This is a genomic window from Cellulosimicrobium sp. GQ32, assembly GCF_059758455.1.
Genome location: NZ_JCAXEP010000009.1, coordinates 163,392 through 185,445, shown reverse-complemented (window position 1 = coordinate 185,445; position 22,054 = coordinate 163,392). Strand labels below are relative to the sequence as shown.

General features: G+C 75.6%; 17 protein-coding genes. 12 read left to right on the top strand and 5 right to left on the bottom strand.

The window, feature by feature from the left end:
* Positions 1-212: 212 nt before the first annotated feature.
* Entirely contained in the window at positions 213-929 is a 717-nt protein-coding gene (locus AC6CH9_RS15480; protein WP_498155688.1) for a phosphatase PAP2 family protein, read from the top strand.
* Here the strand turns inward: AC6CH9_RS15480 and AC6CH9_RS15475 are convergent.
* On the bottom strand, positions 910-2,121 hold the full coding sequence (locus tag AC6CH9_RS15475) for a glycosyltransferase family 4 protein (RefSeq protein WP_498155687.1): 1,212 nt from the start codon (positions 2,119-2,121) through the stop codon (positions 910-912). The two genes, AC6CH9_RS15480 and AC6CH9_RS15475, sit on opposite strands and share 20 nt — an antisense overlap.
* A gap of 179 nt (positions 2,122-2,300) precedes the next feature.
* Here AC6CH9_RS15475 and AC6CH9_RS15470 point away from each other — a divergent pair, with 179 nt between their 5' ends.
* Positions 2,301-3,377 carry a glycosyltransferase family 4 protein gene (locus tag AC6CH9_RS15470; protein WP_498155686.1) on the top strand — a complete coding sequence of 359 codons (1,077 nt, stop codon included), beginning with the start codon at positions 2,301-2,303 and terminating at the stop codon, positions 3,375-3,377.
* 26 nt (positions 3,378-3,403) lie between these two features.
* Here the strand turns inward: AC6CH9_RS15470 and AC6CH9_RS15465 are convergent, their stop codons facing one another.
* Positions 3,404-6,781: a hypothetical protein gene (locus AC6CH9_RS15465; RefSeq protein ID WP_498155685.1), complete on the bottom strand. Its 3,378-nt coding sequence runs from the start codon at positions 6,779-6,781 to the stop codon at positions 3,404-3,406.
* Between the two features lie 174 nt (positions 6,782-6,955).
* Between AC6CH9_RS15465 and AC6CH9_RS15460 the strand changes: the two genes are divergently transcribed.
* The 7 genes from AC6CH9_RS15460 to AC6CH9_RS15430 are packed head-to-tail and all read left to right on the top strand — an operon-like array spanning position 6,956 to position 14,088.
* Positions 6,956-8,170 (top strand): ABC transporter ATP-binding protein, encoded by a 1,215-nt coding sequence (locus AC6CH9_RS15460; RefSeq protein WP_052877748.1) that lies wholly within the window; start codon positions 6,956-6,958, stop codon positions 8,168-8,170.
* Between the two features lies 1 nt (position 8,171).
* Positions 8,172-9,002, top strand: a complete 831-nt coding sequence (locus AC6CH9_RS15455; RefSeq protein WP_498155684.1) for an ABC transporter permease — start codon at positions 8,172-8,174, stop codon at positions 9,000-9,002.
* Positions 9,002-9,844: a glycosyltransferase family protein gene (locus AC6CH9_RS15450; RefSeq protein ID WP_498155683.1), complete on the top strand. Its 843-nt coding sequence runs from the start codon at positions 9,002-9,004 to the stop codon at positions 9,842-9,844. Before AC6CH9_RS15455 ends, AC6CH9_RS15450 begins: the two co-directional genes overlap by 1 nt.
* Complete coding sequence (locus AC6CH9_RS15445) at positions 9,841-10,827, top strand: glycosyltransferase family 2 protein (protein ID WP_498155682.1); 987 nt, start codon at positions 9,841-9,843, stop codon at positions 10,825-10,827. Before AC6CH9_RS15450 ends, AC6CH9_RS15445 begins: the two co-directional genes overlap by 4 nt.
* On the top strand, positions 10,824-11,969 hold the full coding sequence (locus AC6CH9_RS15440; protein WP_498155681.1) for a glycosyltransferase family 4 protein: 1,146 nt from the start codon (positions 10,824-10,826) through the stop codon (positions 11,967-11,969). Before AC6CH9_RS15445 ends, AC6CH9_RS15440 begins: the two co-directional genes overlap by 4 nt.
* Positions 11,966-13,126, top strand: a complete 1,161-nt coding sequence (locus AC6CH9_RS15435; protein WP_498155680.1) for a GNAT family N-acetyltransferase — start codon at positions 11,966-11,968, stop codon at positions 13,124-13,126. The genes AC6CH9_RS15440 and AC6CH9_RS15435 overlap by 4 nt, the downstream gene beginning before the upstream one ends.
* On the top strand, positions 13,126-14,088 hold the full coding sequence (locus AC6CH9_RS15430) for a glycosyltransferase family 2 protein (protein WP_498155679.1): 963 nt from the start codon (positions 13,126-13,128) through the stop codon (positions 14,086-14,088). Before AC6CH9_RS15435 ends, AC6CH9_RS15430 begins: the two co-directional genes overlap by 1 nt.
* Positions 14,089-14,152: 64 nt before the next feature.
* Here AC6CH9_RS15430 and AC6CH9_RS15425 read toward each other — a convergent pair whose 3' ends face one another.
* The gene (locus AC6CH9_RS15425) at positions 14,153-15,139 is read right to left on the bottom strand and encodes a glycosyltransferase family 2 protein (RefSeq protein ID WP_498155678.1); all 987 of its coding nucleotides are present in this window, start codon (positions 15,137-15,139) and stop codon (positions 14,153-14,155) included.
* 25 nt (positions 15,140-15,164) lie between these two features.
* Positions 15,165-15,971 (bottom strand): polysaccharide deacetylase family protein, encoded by an 807-nt coding sequence (locus tag AC6CH9_RS15420; RefSeq protein ID WP_498155677.1) that lies wholly within the window; start codon positions 15,969-15,971, stop codon positions 15,165-15,167.
* A gap of 180 nt (positions 15,972-16,151) precedes the next feature.
* Here AC6CH9_RS15420 and AC6CH9_RS15415 point away from each other — a divergent pair, with 180 nt between their 5' ends.
* The 3 genes from AC6CH9_RS15415 to AC6CH9_RS15405 are packed head-to-tail and all read left to right on the top strand — an operon-like array spanning position 16,152 to position 21,081.
* The gene (locus AC6CH9_RS15415) at positions 16,152-18,446 is read left to right on the top strand and encodes a hypothetical protein (protein WP_498155676.1); all 2,295 of its coding nucleotides are present in this window, start codon (positions 16,152-16,154) and stop codon (positions 18,444-18,446) included.
* Positions 18,443-19,393: a glycosyltransferase family 2 protein gene (locus tag AC6CH9_RS15410; RefSeq protein ID WP_498155675.1), complete on the top strand. Its 951-nt coding sequence runs from the start codon at positions 18,443-18,445 to the stop codon at positions 19,391-19,393. Before AC6CH9_RS15415 ends, AC6CH9_RS15410 begins: the two co-directional genes overlap by 4 nt.
* Positions 19,390-21,081 carry a hypothetical protein gene (locus tag AC6CH9_RS15405; protein WP_498155674.1) on the top strand — a complete coding sequence of 564 codons (1,692 nt, stop codon included), beginning with the start codon at positions 19,390-19,392 and terminating at the stop codon, positions 21,079-21,081. Before AC6CH9_RS15410 ends, AC6CH9_RS15405 begins: the two co-directional genes overlap by 4 nt.
* 12 nt (positions 21,082-21,093) lie before the next feature.
* On the opposite strand, the gene AC6CH9_RS15400 is transcribed toward AC6CH9_RS15405, so the two are convergent.
* A complete protein-coding gene (locus tag AC6CH9_RS15400) occupies positions 21,094-22,047 on the bottom strand; it encodes a glycosyltransferase family 2 protein (RefSeq protein ID WP_498155673.1) in 954 nt (317 codons plus the stop codon).
* Between the last annotated feature and the right edge of the window lie 7 nt (positions 22,048-22,054).

Here is a 22,054-nt window from a genome sequence, read left to right as displayed (position 1 = left end):
GGACACGACGGGGCAGCACGAACGGCCCGGACCGAGGCTCACCGAGGGGCGGGCGGGTCCGGGCTGACGTCGTGCGAGACGACGCATCCCAGCGTACGCCCCGGCGCCCACACGGCGACCGGCGGCGGCGCGACGAGGAGACGGCGTTTTCACCCGGCGCCATCCGCTCGCGACCGGTGACACGGTCCCCGCCGCTCCGTCATGCTCGGGGCGTGCCCACCTCCGCGGCGCCGGACCGCGTGCCGGCCCGGTCCCGCTCGTCCGTACCGCTCGTGCTGCTCGCGCTGCTCGTCGCGGTCTTCGTCGCGCTCTGGGCCGCCTCGCACCTCACCGTGGCCGGGCAGCAGGCCGACGCCGGGGCGTTCCGGACCCTGGCGCCCCTGCACGACGCCGGGCGCGACGTCGCCGGGGCGCTGCGCCGGGGCCTCCCGGTGGCGTGCGCGGCCGTCGTCGCCGTCCTGGGCGTGGTCGCACTGGTGCGCCGCGCGTGGCGCGACCTCGTGGCCGCCGTCCTCGTGGTGCTCGGGACGGTCGGGATCGCGCTCGGGCTCCGCGAGGTCCTCGTGCGGCCCGACCTCGGGGAGCACGGCTACGCCTACCAGACCTTCCCGAGCGGTCACGTCGCGGTGGTCGGCGGCCTGTGCGTCGCGATCTGGCTGCTGTGGCCGTGGTCGGCGTCGCGCGCCGCCGCGGGCTGGGCCGGGCTCGGCGTGACCGCGGCCGCCGCCCTCGCCTCGGTGGTGACGTACGCGCACCGGCCGAGCGACGTCGTCGGCTCGCTGCTCGTCGCGGCGGCCGTCACGGTCGCTATCGTCTGGCTGCTCGACGTCCCCGGGGGACCCCGCGCCGCGAGCGCGAGCCCGGCGGCGCCTCCCGCCGTCGCCGACGGGACGCGCGAGCCTCCCCGGGTCAGCGACCCCTCGGCCTGACCTCGCCCAGTCCGGCGTAGAGCTCCTCGTACCGGTCGACGACGCGCTCCCAGGTGAAGTCCTCGACCCGTCGGCGGCCGGCGGCCCCGATCCGCTCCGCGCGCTCCGGGTCGTCGAGCAGGCCGAGCACGGCGGCCGCCAGCGCCTGCGTGTCCTGGGGGTCCACGAGCACGCCGTCGACGCCGTCGGTGACGATCTCCGGGGGGCCACCCCGCACGGTCGCCACGAGCGGCCGGCCCGACCGCCACGCCTCGAGGACGACGAGGGGGGCGGCGTCCGCGCGGCTCGGCACGACGACCACGTCCGCAGCCGCGAGACGGGCCGCGACCTCGGACGGGTCCAGCCGCCCGGGCAGCTCCACGCGCTCCGTCAGCCCCGCCGACGCGACCCGGCGGCGCAGCGCGGCCGCCTCGCTCCCGTCGCCGACGACGACGAGCCGCGCCCGGTCGCGCAACCGCGACGACGCGAACGCGTCCACGAGCAGGTCGAAACCCTTGACGTGCTCGATGCGCCCCACCGCGACGACCACGGGCTCGCGCACCGGGCCCGACCGCGCGGGCTCCCCCGCCGCGACGTCGTCCTCCGGACGGTGCTCGGCCAGGTCGTGCCCGGCGACGTCGTGACCGGCGAGGTCGACGCCGTTCGGGACGACCACGGCGTCCGGCGCCCCGAAGCGGACGAGGTCGTCCGCGACGACGCGCGAGCAGCCCGTCACCGCTCCAGCGACGTCGATCGAGCGCTCGAGCGCCGCGCGCAGCAGCCGCGAGTGCTCGAACACGGCATGGTCGTCCGCGAAGGTCTCCCCGTGCGAGCTGACCACGAGCGGCGTCCGCGTGAGCGTGCGCAGGCCGAGGGCGTACGCGCCGTTCGGGCCGAAGCACTGCACGTGCAGCACGTCCGGCCGGAACGACCGGAACGCCCGGCCCCAGGCGAGCGCGGCCCCCGGCGCGGCGAGGGCGAACCGGGCGACGTCGCCGGGCCGGCTCGACGGCTGCGGGGTCGGCAGGTACCGCACGAGGACGCCGTCGACGCGGCGCGTGCCGAGCCGCTCGCCGCGGTCCACGGTCCAGACCTCCACCGCGGTCCCCCGCGCCGCGAGCACGCGCGCGACGTGGCGCACGTGCGACTCGACGCCCCCCGTGTGCGGGTCGAACGAGCTCGCGACCAGCGCCACCCGACGACGCCCTGCCATGCGTCCCTCACCCTCTCGCGGGACGTCCCGCGCCCGGTCCACGATCACCCGCTCATCACCCGCTGCCGCAGGTCCGGCGGGGCGCCCGCGCCACTAGAGTGGGCCACTCTACCGACCGCCCCGGTCGTCCCGACCGTGCCGCACCCGCCACGCACCACGCCCCGAGGGGGACCCTCCCGATGCCGCAGCTCGTCGTCGCGACCGTCGCGGTCGAGGTCCCGATGGGGGCCCAGGTGTACCAGGAGGAGGTCGCCGCGCGCGCGACGGCAGCGCTCGCGGACGGTCCCGCCGGCGCGACCGGCGGCTGGTCCGTCGACCGCGCGGTCTTCCGCTCGCTGCGCTCCCCGCTCGCCGGGACCCACCGGCTCCCGCTCGGACGCCTCGGCTCCGCGAGCCCCGTGGTGCGCCGGGCCGTCGGCCGTGCGGTCTACCCGCGCGGCGCCGTCGTGCACCGCGTGGGGCTCGACCTGCCGCCGCACCCGACGCGCGACGTCGTCGCCGTGCAGGACGTCGTGTCGTGGCGCTACGACGACGAGTCCGCGCCGGTGCGCGCGGCCGCCGAGGAGGTCCGCCGCGCGGCGGCCGTCGTGTGCGTGTCGGAGTTCAGCGCGGACGAGGCGGCCGACGTCCTCGGGCTCGCCGAACGACCGTCCGTGGCCTACAACGGCGTCGACCCGGTCTACTTCTCCGCCCGGCCGCTCCCCCGCGAGCGTCTCGCGGCGCTCGGCGTGGACGGCCCGTACGTGCTGCACGCGGGCGGCGCGTCGCGGCGCAAGAACCTCGAGGAGCTCGCGGTCGCATGGCGCCGGGTCCGCTCGGCGCGGCCCGACCTCACGCTCGTGATGAGCGGCCCGCCGCACCCGCGCCGCACGGACCTGTTCGGCGACCTGCCGGGCACGCGGCTCGTCGGTCGCCTGCCGGGCGAGCTCATGCCCGGGCTCGTCGCGGGCGCCGCGGCCGTCGTCGTGCCGTCGCGCTACGAGGGGTTCGGGCTGCCCGCCCTCGAGGCGATGGCCGCGGGGGTCCCGGTGGTCGCGGCGCGCACCAGCTCGCTGCCCGAGGTCGTGGGCGACGGCGGCGTGCTCGCCGAGCCGGACGGCGCGAGCCTCGCGGAGGCCCTGCTGTGGGTGACGACGCGCGACGCCGAGGTCGAGGCGCTCGTCGGGCGCGGCCGCGAGCGCGCCGCCACGTTCACGTGGGAGCGCAGCGCCGCGCAGCACGCCGCGATCTGGCGCGCGGTCGCTGAGCGCGGCTGACCGCGCCCCTCCCCGGGTGACGGGGCTCACCCCGCCGGCTCCCACGCCTGGACCGCGCTGATCGTCGCGATCCACTCGCTCTCCGTCGCCAGCGGGACGAAGTCGGGGTGCAGACCGCCGACGATCCCCGTGTAGTTCGCCGCGAGCACGGGCACGTCCCGCTCGGTCGTCATCGGGAGCGTCACGCGCACCGCCGTGACCTCGACGGGGTCGAACGTGAAGAGCGCGACGCGGTCGAGGAACTGGTCGGTCTGCTGCGCCACGTCCTGCCACGCGCCGTCGGGCGTACGGACCGAGACGGTGTAGTCGCGCAGCCCCGACGTGCAGCACCGGATGCCGGCCGTCGCGACGGCGACGCGGTCGATCGTGCGCGGGCCGTCGGTCGTGACCTCGACGCCGGGGGCCTCGTCGACCGACCCGTCGGTCAGGCGCCCCGACCGCCACGGCTCGCGCACGGCGAAGGTCCCCGACGTCACGACGTCGGGACCGCTCGCGTCCTCGTGGGTCGACGTCGCGGCCACCGGCCGGCCCTCGAGCACGTCGTCGCCGAACGGCTCGACGGGTGCGACCTCGAGCGCCGTGCCTGCGGGCGCGACGAGCAGCACGGGCGCGCCGTCCACCGGGACCTCGACGCCCCCGGAGGGGACCTCCAGGCCGCGCTCGGCGCCGTACGGGTCGCGCGCGGTCACGGTGACCGCGCCGCCCGGCGCCGTCAGCCGCACGGTGGTGGACAGGTCCTCGCTCCACAGGGCGAGCAGCTCGGCGCCCTCGACCTCGCCGGTCCCGGGCGCGCGCACGGCGTGCACCCCGGGGATGCCGGTGTCGACCGCGTCGGGAGGCAGGAACCCGTCGAGGAACGCCGCGCTCGCCGCGAAGGCGGCGCCGGCGGGCTTCGCGTACTGCCCGTACTGGAGCAGCGACCACGAGTTCCCCGCCTCGCCGAACCCGCCCTCGGAGAAGAAGTACGTCCACTCGTCGACGCCCTCCAGCCCGTACCAGAGGAGCTTGCGCACGACGTCGGACCCGCCCGCCCAGAAGTTCGCGACGCCGTCGGACCACCACCCGGACTCGGTGTCCCACACGGGAACGTCCCCGCACGGACCGATCGCCTCGCGCAGCCGGTCCAGCTCCGCGCCGTCCGCGGAGAAGCCCTCCTCCTCCCACGACCGGTTGAACCCGGTGTAGGGGTGGATCCCGACGACGTCGAGCGAGTCGCAGCCGCCCGCCGCGACCAGGTCGGCCCACCACGCGGGCTCGATCCCCAGCGTGTTGCCGCCGACCACCACGACGTCGTCCGACGCGTCGCGAGCGCCCGCCGCGAACGGCGCGCCGACCTCCGCCTCGTACGCGGCCGCGTCCTCGTAGCCCGTGTTGTTGGGCTCGTTCCACGGCTGCCAGTAGCGGATCTGCGGTGCGTGCTCGTGGACGGCGGAGACGATCTCGCGCGCCCACCCCTCCCAGGTCCCGGCCTCCACCGCGGCCTGCTCCGCCTCGCCCCCCGAGCCGAGCTGGAGCGTGAGGATCACGCCCGCCTCCTCGGCGAGCTCGGCGGCGGCCGCGAGCTCGGTGAACGGGTCGACGTCGGCGGGCTCCTCGCTCTCCTCCTCGTCGGGCGCGAACGCCGCGTTCGGCAGCGAGTCCCAGACGAGCGCGGCGGCGTCCGGCTCGGCGGTCGGGTCGGGCACGATCGCACCGAAGTCGAGCTGCGTGCGGTGGCTGCCCACGCCGAGCTGGTCGGCGAGCTGCACGCCGCGCAGCGGTCCGGCACCGCCCCAGTCCGCGCCGTCGGCGAGCGCCGCCGGGTCGAGCCCGCTGCCCGCGGAGGCCACGGTATAGCGCAGGCACGTCCCCGAGACCGCCTCGCCCGTCGCGGCGTCGACGAGCGCGGCGTCGACCTCGTACACCCCCGGCCGGGTCGGCGGCAGCTCGAGCGGTACCTCCCCGCCCTCGGCGGGGAGGTCGACGACGGTCTCCTCGCCGATCACCGGGTCCCACACACGCGGGTCGCCGCGCACCTGGTACCGCAGACGGTAGGTCCCGGCGGCGGCACCCCACGCGTCGTCGAACGCGGCGACCACGCGCGGCGTGGTCCCGTCGGGGAAGACGCCGTAGGGCGCGTCCACGAGCAGCCCGGCGCCGAGCCCGAGGCCGCCGAACAGCTCCTCGTTCGCCGCGTTGTACTTCACCGGCGCGCCGAGCTGGTACGCCATGCGGTCGGCCGTGATCTCGGTGACGGCGAACCCGCCGTCCTCGCCGTGCGTGAGCACGTAGTACGGCGCGTCCCCGGCGGTGCCGTCGCGCAGCACCGGCGTGCTCTCCCACAGCGCGAACGGCTGCTCGAGGTCCTTGTGCGTGTCCGGCCACACGCCCCGGAACACGCCGTCGCTCCCCCACCACCGGAACCCGAGGTTCTCGTCGGCGACGACGAGGCCGTCGCCCTCCGACCCCGAGGACGGTCCGGTGGTCGCACCCGTCGTGTCGTCGAGCCAGGGCACGCGCGGGACGCCGAACGGGCGCCCGCGCTCCCACGAGGCGCCGAGGTGGAAGGACGCGTCATCGCCCTCCGGCCCCACGGCGCGCAGGTCGAGCGTGCGGCGCTCGTCGTCGCGCACGTCGGTCTGCACCAGGGCCGTGCCGTCCGGGAGCTGGGCGAGGACCGCGCCCTCGAACGGGGTGTCCGTGAGGAGCTCTCCGTCGCCCGACACCTCGTGCAGGACCTCGCCCGCCTCCTGGACGCCGACGACGGTCCCGCCGTCGCCCGTCCAGCGGACCGTCCCGTACAGGTCGAGCAGGTCTCCCGCCGTGTGCTCACCCTCGGGGATCGTCGTCGACCAGGTCGTGGTCCCGTCGGGCGCGACCTTGAGCAGGTCGCGGCGGTGCATGAGCGTGTCGAGGAGGTAGACGCTCCCGTCGGGGTCGACCTCGAAGGAGTCCGTGCGGAACGTCTCGCTCGCACCGTCCCACTCGAGCTCGACCGGCGTCGTCGCGGCCACGTCCCCGGTCGCGAGGTCGTACCGCGTCACGGTGTACGTGGCCTCGCGGTCCCACTCCAGCACGTACGCCGCGCCGTCGAGCACGCGGAACGTGACGAGCTCGCCGTCGTCGAGCGTCACGACGTCGTCGACGACCGTACGGACCCCGTCCAGCGCCTCGGTGTCGACGCCGTCGTCGGTCACCTGCTCGAGGCGGGGGAACCCGCACAGGGGCAGCGCACCCGCCTGCGTGACGGGCGCGGCCGCGGGGACCGGTGACGGGGTGAACGGCGGCGCGTCCGACGTGCTCCCCGTCCCCGTGCCGCCGATCGCGACGGCCGCGACCAGCCCGAGGACCGCGGCGACGACGCCGCCCACGACCGTGGGGTCCGTGCCGCCCTGGGCCCCCTCGCCGTCCTCGTCCGAAGCCATCTCGCCGCCCTGTCGTCGTCGGGCCCTGCTCGGGTGCCGCTCCCGCGAGCGTAGGTCCGCGGAAGGTCGGCGCCGAGGGTCGACGGGCACTTTCACCCGCGTTCGTCCGGTTCCGGGCGCGATTCACCCGTTCGACCCGGCCGCGGGCGCGAGCGGGACGACTATCTTTCATCTGTGCAGGCGACCACGGAACCCGCGATCCGCGTCGCCGGGCTGGGCAAGACCTACCGGCTCGGCGCCTTCGGCGAGCGACCGTCCACGGCCGCGGCCGCCGCGATCCAGTGGGTGCGGTCGACCGGCAAGCAGAAGTACACGCTGTTCGACGCCCTCGACGACGTCTCCTTCGAGGTCCCGCAGGGCGAGGCGCTCGGGATCGTCGGGCGCAACGGCGCCGGCAAGTCGACGCTGCTCAAGATCCTCACGCGCGTCACCGCGCCCACGCGCGGGCGCATCGAGCTCACCGGGCGCGTCGGGTCGCTCCTCGAGGTCGGCACGGGGTTCCACCCCGAGCTCACCGGCAAGGAGAACATCTTCCTCAACGGCGCGATCCTGGGCATGACGCGCAAGGAGATCACCAAGCGCTACGACGAGATCGTCGCGTTCTCCGGCATCGAGAAGTTCCTCGCGACCCCGGTCAAGCGCTACTCGTCCGGCATGTACGTGCGGCTCGCGTTCTCGGTCGCCGCCCACCTCGACACGGAGATCCTCGCGATCGACGAGGTCCTCGCGGTCGGCGACGCCGAGTTCCAGCGCCGCTCGATCCAGAAGATGCGCGAGGCCGCCCAGGGCGGCCGCACCGTGCTCTACGTGAGCCACCAGCTGCAGACCGTCCAGGCCCTGTGCACGTCCGCGGTCCTCCTCGACCGCGGAACCCTGAAGTACTCGGGCACGGTCGAGGGGACGCTCCAGGCGTACCGCGACAGCTTCGAGAGCTTCGCCGCGGCCCAGTCCGACCCCAAGAAACGTCCCGGCAACGGCAAGGTCCGGCTCTCCTCGGTCCGCATGGAGGACGAGTTCGTCAAGTCGTCCCAGGACATCGTCGTCGACTTCGAGGCGCCCGCGAGCAAGAAGCTCGTCGGGACCTACTTCGTCTCGATGCACATCAACAACGACCAGGGGACCGTCATCGCGCAGTGCGACTCGCGGCTCGTCGGGAAGTGGTTCGACCCGGAGCAGCCCCAGAAGGGCCGCCTCGTGGTCCGCGACCTGTGGCTCAAGCCGGGCCAGTACACGGTCGACGTCTACGCGTGCCAGGCCGGTGTGCTCGACGCCTGGGAGGGCGCGTGGCGCTTCGAGGTGCTGCCCGACCTTCCGTACCCCGAGTTCACGGAGGCGTCCAGCACCGAGAAGGGCATGGTCTTCGTGAACTTCGAGTACGAGGGGGCCTGACGTGGAGCAGACCGTGCAGCGCACCGTCATCACGCCGCCGGGGCGCCTCAACCTGCCGTCCTGGCGCGAGCTGTGGAACGCGCGCGAGGTCGCCGTCCGGCTCGCGCTGCGCGACGTCATCGTGCGCTACCGCCAGACGATCTTCGGCATCACGTGGGTCATCGCGCAGCCGCTCGTCAGCGCCGGCATCTTCACGATCGTCTTCGGGGAGATCGCGGGCCTGTCGACGGGCAAGATCCCCACCTTCCTCTTCACGCTCGCAGGCATGCTCGCGTGGAACCTGTTCAACGGCGCCCTCGGCCGTGCGTCCGGCTCGATGGTCGGCAACCAGTCCCTCGTGCAGAAGGTCTTCTTCCCGCGGCTCCTGGTCCCGATCTCGAGCCTCGCCTCCGTCGTGCTCGACTTCCTCGTCGCGCTCGCGCTCGCGGTCGTGCTGCTCTTCGTCTACGGGATCAACCCCGGCTGGGCGGTCCTGCTCCTGCCCGTCTGGGTGCTGCTCATCCTGCTGATCGGCACGGGGCTCGGCCTCGCTGCCGCGGCGTACATGGTCAAGTACCGCGACGTCGGGTACGTGCTGCCCTGGCTCGTCCAGATCCTCCTCTACGCGAGCCCGGTCGCCTACGCGCTGTCCTCCGTCCCGGAGAACCTGCGCTGGCTCTTCGACCTCAACCCGGTGACGTGGTTCCTCGAGGGCTTCCGCTGGTCCCTGCTGGGCACCGACTTCCCGCCCACGTGGCAGGTCGTGGCGCTGGTGGTCGCCGCCCCCCTGATCTTCCTCGCCGGGACGCTCGTGTTCCAGAAGAACGAGCGCGAGTTCGCGGACTTCATCTGATGCGCGTCTCCGCGTACGTCCTCCTCGCCGACCCGAGCTTCCTGCGCGCGAGCCTGCTCGCGTACTACCACCTCGTCGACCGGGTCGTCCTGTCCTACGACGAGACGAGCACGTCGTGGACGGGGACCCCGCTGCCGGTCGACGAGTGCCTCGCGATCGTCGAGAAGATCGACACGGACCGGAAGTGCGTGCACGCCCCCGGGAGCTTCGCCCGGCTCGACGAGCACCCCCTCGACAACGACACGTACCAGCGTCAGACGGCCCTCGACGCGGCGTCGGAGGGTGCCGACTGGGTGCTCCAGCTCGACACGGACGAGGTCATGCTGGACCCGGCCGCGTTCCGCGCGTCCCTCGACGCCGCCGAGCGGGCGGGGGCGGGCGGTCTCCACTACCCCGCACGCTGGCTCTACTCGCGGGTCGCGCCGGGGCGCTACCTGGAGTCGAGCACGCGTCTCGGCCGGCCCGCGGCGTCGTACCCCGGGCCGCTGGCGGTGCGCGCCGGCACGACCCTCGCGCACGCCCGCCAGGCCGACGTGCCGCTCTACCGCGTCGACCTGCGGCCCTGGAACACGGACCCGAGCCACCCGCACGACACCGTCGTCCACGAGGTCGTCCGCCCCGACCAAGCCGTGCTCCACTTCTCCTGGGTCCGCCGCCCGGAGGCCATGCGGCAGAAGTTCGGGTGGTCGGGCCACACGGCCCACTACTCGCGCCCGGGTGTCTACGAGTCGTGGGTCGCGCGATCGCGGCGCCCGCACCGCACCGTGCTGACGTCGCCCCTGCGCCGCGAGGACTGGTTCCGCCTCGTGACCGTCCCCGAGCCGCCGGGAGGCGCGCCGTGAGCCCGACCGTGAGCGTCGTCGTCGTGACGTACGGCCGCCCCGAGAGCGTGCGCGAGTGCCTGGAGCACCTGAAGCGGCTCGACACCCCGCCGCTCGAGGTGGTGGTCGTCGACTCGACCCCCGCGGACACGACGCGACGGCTCGTGCGCGAGGAGTTCCCCGACGTGCGGCTCCTGCACAGCACGCTCGGGCGCGGCACGACGCCCGAGTCGCGGCAGATGGGCTTCGCCGTCACCCGCGGCGACGTCGTGGCCTTCGTCGACGACGACGCCTACGCGGCGCCCGACTGGCTCGACGAGCTCGTCGCACCCTACGCAGACCCCGACGTCGTCGCCGTCGGAGGGCGCGCGGACAACGGCATCCCCGGCGAGGAGCACGAAGGGCTCGACCGTATCGGCCGGCTGCTCCCCGACGGCCGCCTCACCGGGAGCTTCGCCGCCGACCCCGGTCGCGTCGTCGAGGTCGACCACCTGCTCGGGGCGAACATGTCGTTCCGCCGCAGCGCCCTGGAGGCGATCGGCGGCATCCGCGGCAACTACCCCGGCACGTGCCTGTGCGAGGAGTCCGACATCTCGCTGCGGCTGCGTGCGACCGGCGGCCGCCTGCTCTACACGCCGCGGGCCGTCGTGCGGCACATGGCCGCGCCGTACGGGATCGGCGGCAAGCGCTTCGACCGGCGCTACCTGTACTACGCCCGCCGCAACCACCTCGTCATGCTCGTGCGGAACTTCGGGTGGCGGGACCCGATCGTGCGCCGGTACGCCCGCACGACCTTCCGCGACCAGCGCGACTACCTGCGCACGACGGCACGGCGCCTCGGGGCGACCAAGTCGGACGGGACGCGCCGGTCGCTGCGCAAGCGGGTCACGGCCCCGGTCGTCCTCACGCGGGCGGTGGCCGAGCTGGTCGGCCTGGCCGCCGGCGTCCCCGCGGCGGTGCGCGCGACGCGGCAGGACCGCGCGGACGGGCTCGCGACGCCATGACGCCGGGGGCGGGCAGGCCGCTCGTCCACGCGATCACGCCGGGCGACCACTTCTCCCCGCGGACGGGCAGCGCCGTCCCGACCGTGGTCGACGGGCTCTCCCGGCACCGCCCCGAGGGCAGCCCGCGGCCGACGGTCCTCGTCGCGCGCGGGACCTACCCGGACCGCTACACGAGCGCCGACGTCGTCGAGTACGCGCCGAGGCGATCCCGTCGGACCGACCGCTACCTCGACTCGGCGCTCGCACGCGTCGGCGCACCCCGGGTCGCGGCACGACGCGCGTTCGCCACCGTCGTCGGCGGCCAGGACGAGTGGCCGCCGTCGTTCGTGCTCGCCCACAACGCCCCGGCCCTGGTGCCGCTGGTCGACGCACGGCACGTTCCCGTGCTCTACGCGCACAACCAGGTGCTGCGCACGTACACCGCCCGCGACGCGGGCCGGACGCTCGCGAACGCCCCGGTGGTGTGCGTGAGCGACTTCCTCGCGGAGCAGGTCCGGGCGCGGCTCCCCCGGGAGCTCGGCGACCGGGTCCGTACCGTGCGCAACGGGGTGGACCCGGCGCTCCTCGACGTCGAGCGTCCGACCCCCGCCGACGACGGCCTGCACGTCGTGTACGTCGGTCGGGTCATCCCGGACAAGGGCGTGCACGTGCTCCTGGAGGCGGTGGGCGCGCTCGACCGCGACGACGTCCGCGTGACCGTCGTCGGACGTCCGGGCTTCGACGCCCGGGACCCGTTGACGCCTTACGAGCAGGAGCTCCGCCGGACCGCGGCCGACCTGCGGTCCCCGGTCCGGTTCGCGTCGTTCCTCGCGCGCGACGCGTTGCCCGCCGTCCTCGCGACCGCCTCGGTCGTCGTGGTCCCCTCCACCTGGCCGGAGCCGTTCGGGCTCACCGCGCTGGAGGGCATGGCGGCCGGCGCCGCCGTCGTCGCGTCAGACGTCGGGGGGCTGCCGGAGGCCGTCGGGGACGGCGGGCTCCTGGTCCCACCGGGCGACGTCGACCGGCTCGCCGAGGCTCTGGACGGCCTGCGCGACGCGTGGACGCTCGAGCAGGCTCAGACGAGGGCGCGTGCGACTGCGCGGACACGAACCTGGGCGGCGGCAGCGGCCCGTCTCGACGAGGTGCTGGAGGCGTACCGATGACGGTCACCGTGCGGGTCGTCGCGCTCGACGACCTCTCGCCCGCGGACGTCGCGGGCTGGTCCGACCTCGCCGCACGCGCGGCGGAGCCCAACGCGTTCCTCGACCCGGGCTGGCTCCTGCCCGCGGCGCACTGGTTCCCCGCGGCGCGCGACCTGCGACTCCTCCTCGCCGAGGACGGCGACCGGGTGCGCCTGGTCCTCCCGCTCGGCCTGGAGCGGGGGTTCCACCGGCTCCCGGTGGCGTACGCGACGACCGCGACCCCGTACCTCGCGCGGAACGCCTCCGTCTGCGCCCCGCTCGTGGACCGCGACGACACGCGCGGGACCCTCGAGGCCGTGCTCGACGCCGTGGGACGCCGCCGCAGCGGCCTGCCCGGGCTGCTCGAGCTGACGCTGTTCCCGGACGGCCCCCTCCTGTCCGCGCTCCTCGACGCCTGCGCGGACCGTCGGCTCCCGGTCCTCGAGCGCTACCGGCTGGAGCGCGCGTGCCTCCGGGTCCCCGCCGAGGACCCCGTCGCGCACCTGAGCAGGCGGCGGCGGCGGCACGTCCGGCAGGACGCGGCTGCCCTGGCCGAGCGGCTCGGCGGTGAGCTCACGATCGTCGACAACGGCGGTGACCCGGCCGCGACCGAGCGCCTGCTGGACCTCGAGGCGTCCGGATGGAAGGGCGACCGGTCGCGCAAGGGGGCCGCGCAGCGCAACAAGCCGCACCAGCTCGGGTGGTTCCAGGAGGCGACCGACGAGATGCGGCGGCGCGGGCGGCTGCACGTCTTCGAGCTCGTGGGCGGCGGGACCACGGTCTACGCGAGCGCGGTGATCCGTTCCGGCACCGGGCTCTTCGGCTACCTCGACACGTACGACGAGGCCTACGCGGACCTGGGGCCGGGCGTGATCGGCCGGGTCATGACGCAGGAGCACGTCGCCGCGCGCGGCGACGTCTCCCTCTTCGACCCGTGCATCCACCCCAAGTTCACCGTCCCGTCGACCCTGTACCCCGGGCGTCGCGACCTCGTCGGGCTCATGGTCGCCGTCCGCGGACCCGTCGCGCGCGCCTGCGTCGGGACGGCACCCCGGGTCTCGGCCGCGCTGCGGCGCGTGCGCAGCCCGCGTCCCGCGGCGCACGGCTCCGGGGGCGCGCCGCCGGGGGGTGATGCGTGATGGTCGCGGGTCCGGTGCCGGAGCTGAGCGTGGTGATCGCGGCGTTCGACGCGCAGCACACGCTGGGCGAGCAGCTGGACGCGCTCGCGGGGCAGGACGTGGGGTTCGCGTTCGAGGTGCTGGTGTGCGACAACGGCTCGCGCGACGCCACGCCCGCGCTGGTGCGCCGCCGGCAGGAGCACGAGCCGTGGCTGCGGCTCGTGGACGCCTCGGCACGCCGCGGTCCGTCTGCGGCGCGCAACATCGGTGCCGGGCACGCGCGGGGCCGGTTCCTCGCGTTCTGCGACGCGGACGACGTGGTGGGCCAGGGCTGGCTGGCCGGGATGCACGACGCCCTCCGCCGCGACGAGTTCGTCACCGGCAGCTGGGAGGGCGACCGCCTCAACAAGGGCAACCGCGCCTCCGTCTCCTGGACGACCGACCCGATCGTCACGAAGCCCTTCTTCCCGTGGCTCCCCGGCACCGGCGCGGGGACGATGGGGATCCGTCGTGCCGTCTTCGAGGAGGCGGGCGGCTTCGACGAGTCGCTCGTGACCGGTGAGGACGTCGACCTGTCGTGGCGGGTCCAGCTCGCCGGGCACCGCCTGGTCCACCACCCCGAGATCGTGCTGCACGTGCGCAAGCGCGACGGGCTGCGCGCCATCTTCCGCCAGGCCTACGCCTACGGCGCCGGCGACCGGCTCCTGCGCCACCGCTACGCCGACGTCGCCGCCGCCTTCACCACCGGTGCCGCGACTCCGGGGCCGGGCCCCGCGGACCCGGGACCGCCGGTCGCCCGTGCCGGTGCTCTCCCGGTCGTCCGTCGCGTGGCGCGCACGGTCCGCAACAAGCTGTCGCGCGGCCGGGTCGGTCTCGCCGAGACGGTCTGGCGCGTGGGCGAGCAGGCCGGCTACCGCTGGGGCCGTGTCGACCCCGCCGCACCGCGGGTCCCGGTCCCCGCCGTACTCCCACCACCGGTCTGAGCGGCGCCACCGGACCGTCCTGAGCGAAGCCCGCCGTACCGGCCCGAGCGCACCCCGGCCCGGGCTACGACGGGTCGGGCAGGACCGGGGGCACGGGGACGCGCGCGACGGTCGGGTCGGTCCGCGCGAACCGGAAGCCCACGTCGTGCCCGACGCGCTGCACCCGGTCGGCGAGGTCCCTCCGACTCCGGACCCGCACGACCTTGCCGAGCACGCGCCGCACCGAGCCGATCGCCCGCGCGGCGCGCCCGGCCGTGGCCTCCGCACCGGCGGCGGGCCGCCGCTCCGGCACCGGTGCCGCCGCCCCGGACGACTGGTCCTCCCGGCGCTGGTACGCCGCGACGACGTCGGCGTACCGGTGGCGCAGGAGCCGGTCGCCCGCGCCGTAGGCGTAGGCCTGGCGGAAGATCGCGCGCAGCCCGTCGCGCTTGCGCACGTGCAGCACGATCTCGGGGTGGTGGACCAGGCGGTGCCCGGCGAGCTGGACCCGCCACGACAGGTCCGTGTCCTCGTTCGTGGCCAGCCGCTCGTCGAAGCCGCCCGCCTCCTCGAAGACGGCACGACGGATCCCCATCGTCCCCGCACCCGTGGCGGGCAGCCACGGCAGGAAGTCCAGGCGGTAGACGCTCTCCACCATCCACGACACCGCCGTGCCGTCGCCGCTGTTGAGGCGGTCGCCCTCCCAGCTGCCGGTGACGAACTCGTCGCGGCGGAGGGCGTCGTGCATCCCGGCCAGCCAGCCCTGGCCCACCACGTCGTCCGCGTCGCAGAACGCGAGGAACCGGCCCCGCGCGTGCCCGGCACCGATGTTGCGCGCCGCGGACGGACCGCGGCGTGCCGAGGCGTCCACGAGCCGCAGCCACGGCTCGTGCTCCTGCCGGCGGCGCACCAGCGCGGGCGTGGCGTCGCGCGAGCCGTTGTCGCACACCAGCACCTCGAACGCGAACCCCACGTCCTGCCCCGCGAGCGCGTCCAGCTGCTCGCCCAGCGTGTGCTGCGCGTCGAACGCCGCGATCACCACGCTCAGCTCCGGCACCGGACCCGCGACCATCACGCATCACCCCCCGGCGGCACCGTCACGGCGCCGGCCGTTCGGACCGGGACCTGCTGCGCACCGGACGGTGCTCGCGGAGGAGGCCGCCGACCGTCGACGTGCGGTAGCCCTGCGCCACCAGGCCGTCGAGCAGCGTGACGAGCACCCGCGCACGGTCGAAGCGGGGCAGCTCCTGCCCCGGCTCCAGCGTCTCGGGGTCGGCCCGGTCGTCGTGGAGCAGGACGATCCCGCCGGGGAACACGTCGTGGAGGGCGCGTCCCGCGATGCGGTCCTCGTCGTCGTGCAGCCAGTCGTGCGCGTCCCCCGACCAGATGACCAGCTCGAGCCCCAGCGCGCGGATCCCGCGCGCCTGTCCCACGGTGTGCCGCCCGTAGGGAGGGCGGTAGAGCCGCAGCGGCACGCCGGCCACGTCCTCGACGCGCCGCTTGGCGTCGCCGATCCGGCGGACCGCCTCCTCGTCGCCGAGCGTGAGGAGCGACCGGTGGTCCTCGCCGTGCAGCGCGACCTCGTGCCCCTCCGCGACGACCCGCCGCGTCACCTCCGGGTACCGGACCACGTGCTGCCCGAGCACGAAGAACGTGGCTGTCGTGCCCGTGCGCGCCAGGACGTCGAGGAGGCGGGGGGTGTGCTCGGGGTGCGGGCCGTCGTCGTACGTCAGGGCGACGACCCGCTCGGTGGTGTCGACGCAGAACACGCCGAACTCGCGCGCGAGCACGGGCGGCACGGGGAAGGGCGGGACGGCCTGGGACCGGAACGTCCCCCCGGCGGGCCGCGGGTCACGGTCGAGGGCGCCCCGGCGGACGAGCACGGGCCACCGGGCGCGGCTCACGGCGCGCCCCAGGCGTCGCGGCGACCGTTCACGCCACCACCCCTCTCAGCCGGACACCGAGGCGAGCATATCGACGCCGACGGCGCCCGGGTCGTGGCGGCGGGACCGCGGGGTCGCCCGGCCCGGGTGAATTCCCCGCGAACCCGCGGTGACGGCCCGTCGCTGACCTAGGGTTTGGCTGTGGAGCCGACGCCTGCGCTGCCCCCGGGGACGCGCGTCCTCGATCTCGGCGCGCGCGACGGCGCCGTCGCCGCCGACCTTCGCGCCGTCGGCCTCGACCGCTACCTCGGGCTCGTCGACCCCGGGCACCTGGCCGCGGCGCGTCGTGCGGCCGGCGACCTGGCCGACCGGCTCCACCCCGTGCCGACGCCCGACGTGGCGGCCCGCTGCTCGACGGACCTGCTGATCCTGCGCGCCGACCACGCGCGCGTCCTGTGGACGGTGCGCGACCTCGGCCACCTGCGCTACGTCGCGGTCGAGCGCGGCGCCGGGCGCTCGGGTCTGGAGGCGCGCCTGGCCGTCCTCGTCGGCCGGGCGGGCGGTCGCCTCTCCTCGCTCGGCCGGTTCGTCTGGGGTGGTCGTACCTTCGACCTGTTCCGCCTGCCACCGCCGCACGGCCCGGCCCCGCGGACCTACTTCTCCCCCGTGTGGGGTGCCACCGGCCTAGCGACCCGGCTCAAGGAGGCCGGCCTGCGGTACGCGGTCCTGCGGTGGTTCGAGTCGCTCCCGGCGATCGAGCCCGGGGAGGACCTCGACGTCCTCGTCGCGGACGACGACGTCGACGCGCTGCGCGGGATCCTCGAGTCGGAGCCCGGGACGATGCCCGTGGACCTCTACAGCGTGTCCGGGCTCACGGCGTCGGACTACCAGGGCGCGGCCTACTATCCCCCCGTCCTCGCCGAGCAGGTCCTCGACCGAGCCGTGGTGCACGAGAGCGGGTTCCTCGTGCCGTCGCCGCAGGACCACCTGCACTCGCTCGCGTACCACGCGGTGTACCACAAGGGCCGCCGCTCGGGCCTGCCCTCGCACGGGCTGGGACCGGCCGAGCCGGCGCCCGAGCACGACTATCCCGCCGAGCTCCGGCGGCTCGCGCGGGCCCTGGGGGTCACGCTCGAGCCCTGGTACGAGGACGTGGACGCGTACCTCGGGTCCGTCGGGTGGCGGCCACCGACCGACGCGCTGCGGCGGCTGTCGGCCGGGAACGCCTGGGCGCGGGGTCTGCTCGCGTCCGGCCACGACGCCCGGCTCGGCGACGCGGAGCTCGCCGTGTTCCTCGTGCGCGAGGCCACCCTCGCCGTCGTCGGGGCGGATCAGGTCGAGGCGGTGCTCGACCGCTTCGGGTTCGACGTGCTCCTGGCGACGGACCTCGACCCCGCGGCCCGGGAGCGCGCGGCCACGGCGCTGCGCGGCGGCAACTGGGGGCGCGGGCCCTTCCCCCGCAGCGGGGGCGAGCCCGTGCGCATGGTGGTCGCGCTCCACTACGCGCCGGAGGAGCCCTACGACTGGCTGCGCGAGCGCTACCCGCACCTGACCAACGCCGAGACGTTCGAGGCGAAGTCGGAGGTCCGCCGGCTCGTCGAGCAGCAGGTGCCGCAGCCCGACCGGTTCAACCCCCTGCACTCGTCGGACAACACCGCCGAGGCGTGGGAGTACCTCGACGTGATCGCGCCCGACGCCGTGGAGACCGTACGGGCCGAGGCCGAGCGTCGTGCCGCGCAGCACGTCGCACCGCCCGGCACGGTCCGCACGCTCAGCGTCGGCCGGCGCGCACGTGTCGACGTGGTCGCCGGCACCGACGGCCTCGTCGTCCGGAAGACGTTCGCCCCGCCGTTCACCCGGTTCCTCGACCGCGAGCTCACCGCGCTCCGCGAGCTCGGGGGGCGCGTCGCCGCGGTTCCCCCGCTCGTCGCTGCCGGCCCCGACTGGTTCGCGTGCCCCTGCTACGAGGACACCCTCGGCGCGGCCCGGTCGAGGTCGGGCCTGCTCCCTCTCGCGGTCGTGCGCAGCATGGTCGACGTCCTGCGCGAGCTCCACGGCCTGGGGTACGACCTGGTGGACGCGAAGCCCGGCAACTTCGTCCTCGACCCCACGCACGGGCTCAAGGTCGTCGACTTCGAGTTCCTCCACCGGTACGACGACGAGCCGCCTCCCTTCGCGCGGGCCGTCGGGCTGGTGGGCCCGGGCCCCGAGTTCCCCGGGGACGTCCCGGTGGGCGAGATGGGCTACGACGCGCGCTGGCTCACTACGACCGGCCTGCCGCTCGACGTGCTCGTCGACGGGTCGGTCGTCACCCAGCACCTGGCTCGGGCGCGGTACCGCCTGCGGCTGCTGACCGTCCTGCCCGGTTCACCGCCGCGGCGCGTCGCACGCCGGGCGCGCGCGAGCGCCCGGCACGCCCGGTGGCTCGCCACCTCCCGCTACACCGAGTGGGCCCGACGTCGCGCCGCGTCCGGGCAGGAGACAGGAGCACGATGACCCTCCCCGACCCCGTGGCCCCGTCACCCGGAGCGCCGCACCCCACCGTCACCGTGGTGGTGCCGGTCTACAACGACGTCGCGCGCCTGCGGACGTGCCTCGCGGCCCTCGCCGCCCAGGACTACCCGGCGGACCGGTTCGACGTCGTCGTGGCGGACAACGCCTCGACCGAGGACCTGCGGCCCGCGCTCCCCGCCGGGGACGGGCGCTTCACGGTCGTCCTCGAGCCCCGGCGCGGGTCGTACGTCGCGCGCAACACGGCCGCGCGACGCGCCACGGGCGAGGTGCTCGCGTTCACCGACGGGGACTGCATCCCGCGCCCGGACTGGCTCTCGCGGGCGGTCGCCGCGCTCACCGCCGACGACCCGCCCGACGCCGTCGGCGGCGACATCAACATCCTCTTCCGCGACGGGTCGCGCCCGACGACCGGCCCCGAGCTGTACGAGACGGTCGAGGGCTTCGACCAGGAGCGCTTCGTGACGGTGACGCACTTCGCGGCGACCGCGAACCTCGTCGTGCCCCGGGCGACGTTCGAGCGCGTCGGCGACTTCAACGCGGCGCTGAAGTCGGGCGGCGACCTCGAGTGGGGCCGCCGGCTCCAGGAGATCGGGGGACGGCTCGACTTCGCGGCCGACGCGGTCGTCGACCATCCGTCGCGACCCTCGTGGCGCGACCTCACCCACAAGACCGTCCGGATCACGCACGGCCTCGTCGACCTGACCGAGAACCCCGAGACCGCGGGCTTCGCGCGCGACAGCTGGCACAACACGAAGCAGACCTTCACGGTCTGGATCCGCATCTGGCAAGCGCCCTGGCCGCAGGAGCGGGGTGCGAAGCTGCGGTTCGCCGCGGCGCGCAGCTATGCGGGCCTGCTGGAGCTGGGCGTCCGGGCACGGCGGCGCCTCACCGACCGGGGGCAGACCCGGCGCTCCGGGGTGAGCGGGTGACGGACGACGTCGGCGTCACCCGACGCACGGCGGCGGACCGCCCCTGGCACCACGTGCCCGAGCACGTGCGGCGCACGGTGCGCTCCGCGACGAGCGTCGAGCAGGTGATCGACGCGATGACGGACGCCACGTCGCCCTGGCCCGTCGACCTCCAGCGCCGGCTCCTCCACCCCGCGTCGGGCGGCCCGGCCGTCCTCGTCCCGCACCTGGGAGGGCGCGGCCTCGTCCTGGGGGGCGAGCGGCACGCCCTGGCGCCCGCCCTGCGCTTCCTGGGTCTCGACGTCGCACGGGCCGACTGGGTGGGCGACCGGCTGCGCTTCCAGCAGCTCGCCCACCCGGTGACCGGCGCGGCCGCCGTGCACCTGGACCTCCCCGCCCGTCTCCCGTTCCCCGACGCGTCCGTCGACCTCGTCTGGGTCGACGTGGACGAGGTGCTCGCTCTCGTCGGGGTCCGCGGGGCCGTGGGCTTCCTGGGCGAGGTCGGGCGGGTCCTGGCGCCCGGCGGGACGGTCGTCGCCGACGTCCGGCACCGCGGACGGCGCACCGTCGACGCGGTCCGACGGCGCGCGGCCCCGTCCGCGGGCATGGCCGCGGACGTCGTGCCCGTGCGGTATCTCCTCGCTCGTGCCGGGCTCGTCCCGGCCGGGCGGCACGCCCTCCTGCCGGGCCGCGACGACTGGGACCGCCTCGTCCCCGCTCCGCGGCTGCGGGAGGAGCTCGCCGCCACCGACCTCAGGACCGGGGCACGCCGGGCGGCAGCCCGCACGCTCCGAGCCTTGGGCGCGTCGGGCGTCCTGGCGCCGGACGCCGTCGTGCTCGCCCGGCGCCGTCGCGGCGCGCCACGGGACGTGACGACGCTGGCCGAGCGGGTGGCGCGGTCGCGCCGCCCGGTCGTCGCCGCCCTGTCGGACGCCCGGGTCGCCGTGCGTGGCGAGCGGTTCGTCAAGGTCCCGCTGTCGGCCGACCAGCAGCAGGCTCTGGGGCGGGAGGTCGCGGCGACGCACGAGGCCGCCGCGTCAGGGTTCGGCGCCTTCGTGCTCGACGAGGTCATGGCGCCGTCGTACGACGGCGTCCGGGTCGCCGACGCGCCCCTGCTCCGCGCCCGGCCCGTCTCCCTCGACGAGGCCGAGGACGTCCTGGCGCGGGCGCTGCCGGTGCCGACGTCGCCGGACGCGCACCGCCCGCTCCGGACGACGGCCGCCTGGCGGCGTCTCGAGTCCGCGCGGGGCGAGCGGGACTGCGCCGAGATCGGCGCCGCGGGCCTGCGGGACCGTGTTCTTCGGGCCCACGGCGACCTGCTGGTCCCCGTCGGCCCGACCCACGGCGACCTCCACCCGGACAACGTCCTCGTGACCGCCGAGGGCTCGGCGCACCTCGTCGACTGGAACCGCTTCGAGCCCGACAACCCGCTCGTGCTCGACGCGGCGTACGCGGCGTGCCAGGTCGACCTGGCACGGACGGGATCGGGGCTGGCCGAGGCGGTCCGCCGGCTGGCGGCCGACGAGCTCGCCGGCCCGCTCGCGACGAGCACGGCCTCCCGGCGCGGCGAGCTCTCGCTCGCCCAGGTCGCCACGCTCGTCGTCCTGGACCGGGTCGTCTCCTACAGCCTGCCGCGGCGGCGGTACAAGCCGTGGACGTTGTCCACGATGCGCGCGTCGGTCGTCACGGTCGACGCTCTCGCGGGCTGAGCCCCGGCGGTCTCACGCGCGCGACGTGCGCCCCACCCCGGCCCAGGCCCGGCGGACCGGCGCGCCGGGCGCGAACCGGACCGCCCAGGCCACCTCACCGAACGCGGCAACGGGCCGACGCAGGCGGAGCGCGGAGCGCGCGGCTCGACCAGCGCTCCACCACGCGAACCGCTCGTTGGCGGCGAGCCGGTCGTCGTAGGCGAGCACGAGGTCGCGGCGGCCCGCCGCACGCGCGTCGTCCCGGTGCCGGCGCAGGATGACGCGCAGGCTCGTCGCCAGGTCGCGGTGGGAGCGCGTGGTGTTCGACGTGTGGTGGCGGTAGTCCACGAGGACGTCGTCCACGAAGGCGAACGGCCCCCGCGCGGCGGCCTTCAGGACGAGGTCCAAGTCCTCGCCCTGCCGATACTCCGGGTCGAAGCCGCCGACGGCGTCGAACGTCTCCCGACGGATCACGAGGTTCGGGAGCATGACGCCCGGTCCGCGGATCACGGCGCGCTGGTCGTCGGCGGCCCGCTGGTCCGCGGCGACGAGCTCGGCACCCTCGGCGTCGATCGTGCGCATCCCGCAGTAGCTCACCACGACCTCCGGCCGCGCGGCCATGACCTCGGCGTGCCGCCGCAGCCGGTCCGGGCGCCAGCGGTCGTCGTCGTCGAGGAACGCGACCAGCTCGCCGGAGCTCTCTGCGACCCCGGCGTTGCGCGCCGCCGACACGCCCGCGGGCGCCCGCCGCACCACGCGGGGGCGAGGAGCCGCGACGTCCCGCGCCGCGTCCTCGACGAGCCGGAGCAGGTCCGCCGGCTCGGGCGAGCCGTCGTCGACGACGACGAGCTCGGCGGCGGGGTACGACTGCGCGAGGACGGACGCGAGCGCCTCCGCGAGGAACGGCCCGCCGCGGTTCGTCGCGACGACGACGCTCACGCTCGGGAGGACGGTGCCGTCCTCGTCCGTCTGCCGGGCCTCGCCCACGTGCTCC

Coding starts and splice junctions, on each gene's coding strand:
- AC6CH9_RS15475 (WP_498155687.1), bottom strand. CDS start 2,121: ATGGCAGGGCGTCGTCGGGTGGCGCTGGTCGCGAGCTCGTTCGACCCG.
- AC6CH9_RS15470 (WP_498155686.1), top strand. CDS start 2,301: ATGCCGCAGCTCGTCGTCGCGACCGTCGCGGTCGAGGTCCCGATGGGG.
- AC6CH9_RS15465 (WP_498155685.1), bottom strand. CDS start 6,781: ATGGCTTCGGACGAGGACGGCGAGGGGGCCCAGGGCGGCACGGACCCC.
- AC6CH9_RS15450 (WP_498155683.1), top strand. CDS start 9,002: ATGCGCGTCTCCGCGTACGTCCTCCTCGCCGACCCGAGCTTCCTGCGC.
- AC6CH9_RS15440 (WP_498155681.1), top strand. CDS start 10,824: ATGACGCCGGGGGCGGGCAGGCCGCTCGTCCACGCGATCACGCCGGGC.
- AC6CH9_RS15435 (WP_498155680.1), top strand. CDS start 11,966: ATGACGGTCACCGTGCGGGTCGTCGCGCTCGACGACCTCTCGCCCGCG.
- AC6CH9_RS15430 (WP_498155679.1), top strand. CDS start 13,126: ATGGTCGCGGGTCCGGTGCCGGAGCTGAGCGTGGTGATCGCGGCGTTC.
- AC6CH9_RS15425 (WP_498155678.1), bottom strand. CDS start 15,139: ATGGTCGCGGGTCCGGTGCCGGAGCTGAGCGTGGTGATCGCGGCGTTC.
- AC6CH9_RS15410 (WP_498155675.1), top strand. CDS start 18,443: ATGACCCTCCCCGACCCCGTGGCCCCGTCACCCGGAGCGCCGCACCCC.